3 protein-coding genes are annotated in these 1,848 nt (G+C 45.3%); all 3 read right to left on the bottom strand.

What is annotated here, in order from left to right:
* A partial coding sequence (gene lptB, locus AC29Z1_RS17430) for an LPS export ABC transporter ATP-binding protein (protein WP_488272711.1) occupies positions 1-687 on the bottom strand: 687 nt, incomplete at its 3' end.
* 37 nt (positions 688-724) lie between these two features.
* Positions 725-1,462: an LptA/OstA family protein gene (locus AC29Z1_RS17435; RefSeq protein ID WP_488272712.1), complete on the bottom strand. Its 738-nt coding sequence runs from the start codon at positions 1,460-1,462 to the stop codon at positions 725-727.
* Positions 1,459-1,848: LPS export ABC transporter periplasmic protein LptC (lptC, locus tag AC29Z1_RS17440; protein WP_488272713.1), on the bottom strand; the 390-nt coding region annotated here is incomplete at its 5' end. The genes lptC and AC29Z1_RS17435, both read right to left, overlap by 4 nt.

Raw genomic sequence — 1,848 nt, forward strand, 5'->3', positions numbered from 1 at the left:
TTTTGCTACTTCACTGTTGGCAATGGTATGGCTGTCGCCGTCAATAAGGATCTGACCTTCATTAAGAATATATGCTTTATCTACAATACTCAGGGTTTCTCTGACATTATGGTCAGTGATGAGAACACCGATACCACGGTGTTTCAGATAGCTGATAATGGATTGGATATCGGCTACCGCAATTGGATCAACCCCAGCAAATGGTTCATCTAACAGAATAAAGCTTGGATCTGTGGCCAGCGCTCTAGCAATTTCCACCCGTCGCCGTTCGCCACCTGAGAGTTCAGAGCCTTTACGCTTACGGACATGGTCAACATGGAATTCTTTCAGCAAACTTTCCATCTTGGCAGTGGCCTCAGCACGAGTTAGCTTGGTGGTCTCCAGAATGGCCATGATATTATCTTCCACTGTAAGTTTGCGAAAAATGGAAGCTTCCTGCGGTAAATAGCCGATGCCATATCGGGAACGCTTATACATCGGCATATGAGTTATGTCTTCACCGTTAATAAAAATTTGACCGCTGTTGGGGCGTTCCAGGCCAACAATCATATAAAAAGTGGTGGTTTTGCCAGCACCGTTGGCACCCAAAAGGCCGACAATTTGTCCTTGGTCTACACGCAAACTGACACCGTTGACTACATTACGGTTTTTAAAAGTTTTTACTAAGTTGCGGGTTTCGATATACATATCGCTAAACATCCTCGCTAGCTATATTTCTTGCCTGTTACTGCGGGGTAATAACCAGTTGGGTGCGACCACCATCAGCGTCCAACGCTTTTTCTTCAAGCCGCAGTGTGAGTCTTTCTCCTGTCAGTACATAGCCTTCCTGGACAGCACGGGCATTGCCTGTTAAGATAATTTTACTTTGCCCCTGCGGTTCACCATAGTAAGTTGCCATATTAGCGGTGGCATCCAGCTTACGCGCCGGACTAACAATATGAACAGAGCCAGTGCCGGTAGCACTATTCTCATTAATGAATGCTTCAATTCTATCGGCAGTCATCGTACCATCAGGCATTTCTATTTTGCCGTTTGCAGGTATCAAAACATATTGCCTGTCAGTAAAATATTCTATCTGCGGCCCACTAAGACGTTTATCGCCTTTTATCAGGATAGCATCACCGATAGCAATTAGGTGGGTATTATTATATATCTTTACTTGAGCAGCGGTTAGGGTAGCATCTTGATTAACAGCATGTACCCCGCCGGAAAGCTGCCCTTCCTGACTCTTGACATTGTACTGCGCTTCTGCGCCAGTCATTACCGTTTGTCCTTGCGTAATGCGTACCCCGCCGGTAGCAACCATGAGACCGCTGGGCGCATCATATTCAATGGCATCGGCTGTAATTTCTACAGGAGTTTTGGCTGTCGGCTGTGGCGTGGCTTCGGCAAGCAGACTGCCGACACTTAAGATTATCGCTGTCAATACACTGAGTAAAGCGTATTTTTTATTTGTCATCATTCATTCTTCCCTCCTGTAACCACCTTAGCGTTGCCATAAATTTTAAATTTCTCCATGTTGTCGTCAGTTTCTAACTTATCACCAGTAATCGTAGTATTGCCTCTAATAAAGGTAACGCCACCAACGCCGGTAAAGCGTTTAGGGTCGCCAGACCACCAGACCTCAGGAGCAGTAAATACCGCACCATCGCTGTTAATCGCCTTAATATTACCTTGCATAATAATCGTTCGGGTTTTCGTATCCAGTGTTGCCCGCTGGGCAACAATCTCCACTTTACCGTCTTTTTCCTGATAAAAAATGCCTTTAAGATTATTTAGATATATGGTGTTACCTGAGGGATCGGCCTCAATGGTATCGGCACTCAATTCCCACAGTTTTTTGCCATC

It is taken from the genome of Sporomusa sp. (assembly GCF_057736855.1).

Excerpts from the sequence above, each read along its gene's own strand:
- AC29Z1_RS17435 (WP_488272712.1), bottom strand. The coding sequence starts at position 1,462 with ATGATGACAAATAAAAAATACGCTTTACTCAGTGTATTGACAGCGATA.